Origin of the sequence: Lamprobacter sp. (assembly GCF_034860625.1) — a bacterium.
In the GTDB taxonomy this organism is placed as follows: domain Bacteria; phylum Pseudomonadota; class Gammaproteobacteria; order Chromatiales; family Chromatiaceae; genus Lamprobacter.
The window spans coordinates 1-4541 of the sequence record NZ_JAYESN010000239.1; the positions used below are offsets into that span (position 1 = coordinate 1).

General features: G+C 58.1%; 4 protein-coding genes and 1 pseudogene. 3 read left to right on the forward strand and 2 right to left on the reverse strand.

Translation table 11 applies throughout. From position 1 onward, the window contains the following. Positions 1-160: 160 nt before the first annotated feature. Positions 161-1381, forward strand: coding sequence for an ISAzo13 family transposase (locus VBE63_RS24995; RefSeq protein WP_323685720.1), 1221 nt, complete (start codon positions 161-163; stop codon positions 1379-1381). Positions 1382-1391: 10 nt separating this feature from the next. Here VBE63_RS24995 and VBE63_RS25000 read toward each other — a convergent pair whose 3' ends face one another. Both VBE63_RS25000 and VBE63_RS25005 read right to left on the reverse strand, forming a co-directional pair. After that, positions 1392-2885, reverse strand: a complete 1494-nt coding sequence (locus VBE63_RS25000) for a glycosyltransferase (protein WP_323685721.1) — start codon at positions 2883-2885, stop codon at positions 1392-1394. Positions 2886-2973: 88 nt separating this feature from the next. Continuing rightward, positions 2974-3165: pseudogene (locus VBE63_RS25005) on the reverse strand (hypothetical protein); the annotation flags it as partial. Between the two features lie 187 nt (positions 3166-3352). Here VBE63_RS25005 and VBE63_RS25010 point away from each other — a divergent pair. Together VBE63_RS25010 and VBE63_RS25015 are read left to right on the forward strand one after the other, a co-directional pair. Next, positions 3353-3511 (forward strand): hypothetical protein, encoded by a 159-nt coding sequence (locus tag VBE63_RS25010; RefSeq protein ID WP_323685722.1) that lies wholly within the window; start codon positions 3353-3355, stop codon positions 3509-3511. A 5-nt stretch (positions 3512-3516) separates the two neighbouring features. Further along, positions 3517-4541, forward strand: a 1025-nt coding sequence (locus tag VBE63_RS25015; protein WP_323685723.1) for a phospholipase D-like domain-containing protein, incomplete at its 3' end; no start/stop codon positions are given.

The window sequence follows — 4541 nt, forward strand, 5'->3', positions numbered from 1 at the left end:
AATGGCGCGGTGCTCGTGGATCTTGGAGAGCGTCTCGGGCGGATACGGCGGGCGGCTGTGTTTCCGATGGCCGGGTTGGCCGCCGATCTTTTTGCCCTGGCCCTTAGGAAGCTAGCAGAAATAACTTGAACACTTGATGCGCGGAGTCTAGCCTGGAGGCATGGACTCTGCGCAGATCGTGAAAGCGAAGTATGACGCCTTGGCGGGTCGTTTGAACGAGGCCACGCTGAGGCTCTGGGCAGCGGTCGAAGCACGTGCCTTGGGGCGCGGTGGTGTGACGACTGTGGCGAAGGCCAGCGGCTTGTCTCGCACGACGATCTACGCCGGATTGCGGGAGCTGGATGCAGCCTCGGAGAAACCCGCCGACGCGCCAGCGCGGATTCGCGCCCCCGGCGGCGGGCGCAAGCGGTTGGTCGAGAAAGACCCGACCCTGCTCGGTGATCTCGATGCGCTGGTCGAGCCAAGTACGCGGGGGGATCCACGATCGCCATTACGCTGGACCTGCAAGAGTACGCCACGCCTGGCCGAAGAGCTGCGCAACAAGGGGCGCCAGGTGAGTCAGCGCACGACCTGCGACCTGTTGGCCCAGCTCGGCTACAGCCTGCAGGCGACGCGAAAGGTGCGCGAAGGCGGGCATCACGCAGACCGAGATGCCCAGTTCGCCCACATTGCCGCGCAGGTGGCGCAGTACCAGAGCACCGGCGAGCCGGTCATTTCCGTGGACACAAAAAAGAAAGAACTGATTGGCGACTTCAAGAACGCGGGCCATGAATGGCAGCCGAAAGGCCAACCGGAAGCGGTGCGGGTGTACGATTTCATCGATCCGCTCTTGGGCAAAGTTGCCCCCTACGGGGTCTACGACCTCAGTGCCAACGAGGGGTGGGTGAGCGTCGGCATCACCCATGACACGGCCGAGTTCGCCGTCGAGACCATCCGTCGTTGGTGGCGCGAGAGGGGCCAACCGCTCTATCCGAGCGCACGCCGACTGCTGATCACCGCCGACTGTGGTGGCAGCAACGGCTACCGGATCCGGTTGTGGCGTGTCGCCCTTCAGCGGCTTGCCGACGAGCTCGCCATCACGATCCAGGTCTGTCACTTCCCGCCTGGAACCAGTAAGTGGAACAAGATCGAGCACCGCATGGTCTGCCACATCACCCAAAACTGGCGCGGGCGTCCACTGCTCAGCCGTGAGGTCGTGGTCAATCTGATCGGCCAAACCACCACCGCAAAGGGCCTGCGCATCCACGCCGAGCTTGATGAGACGGACTATCCCGCCGGCATCAAGGTCTCCGACAAAATGCTCGCAGAACTCGCGCTCGAACGCGACGACTTCCACGGCGAATGGAACTACCGATTGAAGCCACGAGACCCGAGCTCTTGAAGCAAACTGTTCAGGTTATTTCTGCTAGTTTCCTTAGGATTGGCAAGCTGCTCTGCCACTGCGGTAGCGCGACGGCAAGCAGGCCCAGCGCGGTGGTTGCGAGAAAGGGTGCGTTCCAGGCCTGCTCCAACAGGAACAAGCCGAGGATGCTGAGGCCAGCGAGGGTTTGCGCAACCGGCAGCGCGGCTGCAGAGCGCGGGGCGCGGTTCTGCGTCTGACCACGAGCGCCTGGCTTGTCGGATCGGATGAGGGCGGAAGACCTGCCGGCGAGTCCCTCTAGTGCCGCCCGACTGTTCGAGATCAGCAGCCCGCCGAGCAGGATCATTGCCCCCATCGTCTCGATGACAGTGCGTGCCCAGGAGCTGCCGGCAAGTCGTCGCCCGAGTCCGAGGAAGAGGCTCGCTCCGAGCAGACCGCTTAGTCCGATGACCGAGACCAGCGCCGCCAACATCCCATGCGGTGGACTCTCCAGGATGACTCCAGGCAGCGACAGCAGGAGACTCAGCGCAGCGAGCGGGAAGAACAGCCCCTGGGCGATCTGCAGCAGCACGGCGAGTCGCGATAACCTTGGCCAGGGCGCGGTCAGCAAGCGCGGACCGAGCTTGCGGAGCACTTGTGCATGGCCTTTGGTCCAGCGGAACTGCTGCTGTTGCCAGGCGCGCGCCGAGGTGAGCAGCTCGCCGGTCACCGGTAGATCGTCTAGGAATACGCCGCGATAACCGGCGAACTGAGCGCGCATGCTGAGATCGAGATCCTCGCTCAGCGTGTCGCCCTGCCAGCCGCCGGCCGCGGCAATGGTCGACAGGCGCCAAACACCGCAGGTGCCGTTGAAGGCGATCGGCAGACCATTGCGATAGCGCGCCGCCTGCTCGACCCAGAAATGCGCATCGAGCAGTGCGGCCTGAGCCCGAGTCAGCCAGCTCGAATGCGGGTTGCGGTGTGCCCATCGGGCCTGGACGAAGCCGACACTGGGGTCATGCAGCAACGGCAGAAGCGCTCGCTGTAAGAAGTCCGGCGACGGTGTGAAGTCGACGTCAAAGATTACAGCCATCTCGGCCTGCGTGTGGCTGAGTCCCGCGGCGAGTGCACCCGCCTTGAATCCAGCGCGATCGACGCGGTGGATGACGTCGATCTGCAGTCCAGTGTGCTGCGCGATTTGATGTGCATGTAATCGATTGTCGGCTGCTGAGCCATCATCGCTATCGTCTAGCAGCTGCACGGAGAGCTTATCCGTGGGATAGTCGAGGCGAGCGATGGCCTCGAGACAGGGCCGCACTAGCAGCCCCTCATTGAAGACCGGGAGCTGCACCACAACGCTAGGCCAGTTGGCTGTGGGCGTCGCCGATGAGCGACGGTCCGGGTTGTCGATGACGATCGGTGATCGTAAGCGCAGCAGCACGAGCGCACCGAGGTTGATCCCGAGTAGGGCCATCAGGCCGGTGGGCAGCAAAGACAGAGCCTGCGCGGACGAACTCAACCAAAGATCGATGGGAACAGCTGACATGAGCGGGTTGCTTCCTTTCTTGTTTTCGCGAGAAAAAGCTGATGCTAATTATTTCAGTAGCTTACGCAAGCTGGTGCGGAATGTACGTTACATCCAGGTTGTGCTCGATGACGACGACCGTGTTGCCGGCATCGCGCAGCCAATGCAGCACTTGGAGCAGGTGCTTGACGTCCTCGAAATGCATGCCGGTGGTGGGCTCGTCGATGATGTAGAGGGTGCGACCGGTGCCGCGCTTGGAGAGCTCGCGGCTGAGCTTGACGCGCTGCGCCTCGCCGCCGGTGCAGCGTCATAGACTCAGCTTAGCGCGATTTGGGGTAGCTTGAGTAGTTGCGCAAATTCTTCAAGTTATTGATATATAGGATTTATGAAAATCTGAATTGAGCAATCGCCTGCTGTTCTTGTTACTATGGCTTATACGGTACGCTGCAATATATTGCGGTACTTTTAAGTGGTCCGACAGGGGAGCCATGGATACCATCAAGACCAAGTTGTCCTTCCGCATCGATTCCGGCGTTAAGGATGCGCTGTGCACCGCCGCACAGCAGATGCTTCGCTCCATCGCCAATATGGAGGAGGTGCTGATCAAAGAAGCGCGGTCAGCGAAGAGAGGGAGTGATGCCAAGTGAAACGGATGTCACCCGCACAAAGCTTTAGCATTCGCGACAACCACCACCATGGCAAGGTTGCTGAGTTTCTTATCGAGAAATTATCAGCAGGAAGTCAGTTTTCTGTCGTTTCCGCCTATTTCACAATTTATGCCTATGAGGCTCTAGAAAGGCAACTGGAAAAAATCAAAGGTCTGAGATTCCTGTTCGGCGAACCCAGCTTTATCACATCACTTGATCCTGAGAAGACAGACAAGAAATCTTTCAAAATCGAAGATGAACACTTGGAGTTATCCAACCGCCTAAAACAGAAGGAGGTTGCCCGCCGTTGTGCTGAATGGATTTCAAACAAGGTCGAAATACGCTCAATACGCCAGTCTAATCTATTACACGGTAAGCTTTATCATCTCTATGACGGATACCGCGAGCATGCCATTCTAGGCAGTTCAAACTTTACTCGTCGGGGCCTGGGACTGTCGGCCACCTCCAATATCGAACTCAACCTCATTGTTGATAGTGATCGAGATCGCGCTGATCTTAAGGCCTGGTTTGACGATATTTGGAACGACGACGAGCTGGTCGCCGATGTCAAGGAAGACGTACTGAAGTACCTGAAACAGCTCTATGTCAATCATTCACCAGAGTTCATCTATTTCAAAACGCTCTACCACGTTTTCGAACGATTTCTGTCTGACCAAGATGATGCAGCCCAATTATTTGACCGCACTGACATCATTGATACGCAAGTCTGGAAAACGCTGTTCGATTTCCAGAAAGACGGCGCGAAAGGTGCAATCCATAAAATCAACAGCCATAACGGCTGCATCCTCGCGGACAGCGTCGGTCTAGGAAAAACATATACTGCCCTTGCAGTCATCAAATACTACGAGTTACGCAACCATAAAGCATTGGTCTTGTGCCCGAAAAAATTGCGGGACAACTGGACCGTTTATCTGGCGCAAAACAACAGTGAACTCAATCCCTTTCTGAAAGATCGGTTTGCTTACACCGTTCTGTCACATACCGACCTGTCTAGAGACTCGGGTAAGGT

Excerpts from the sequence above, each read along its gene's own strand:
- VBE63_RS24995 (WP_323685720.1), top strand. The coding sequence starts at position 161 with ATGGACTCTGCGCAGATCGTGAAAGCGAAGTATGACGCCTTGGCGGGT.
- VBE63_RS25000 (WP_323685721.1), bottom strand. The coding sequence starts at position 2,885 with ATGTCAGCTGTTCCCATCGATCTTTGGTTGAGTTCGTCCGCGCAGGCT.
- VBE63_RS25010 (WP_323685722.1), top strand. The coding sequence starts at position 3,353 with ATGGATACCATCAAGACCAAGTTGTCCTTCCGCATCGATTCCGGCGTT.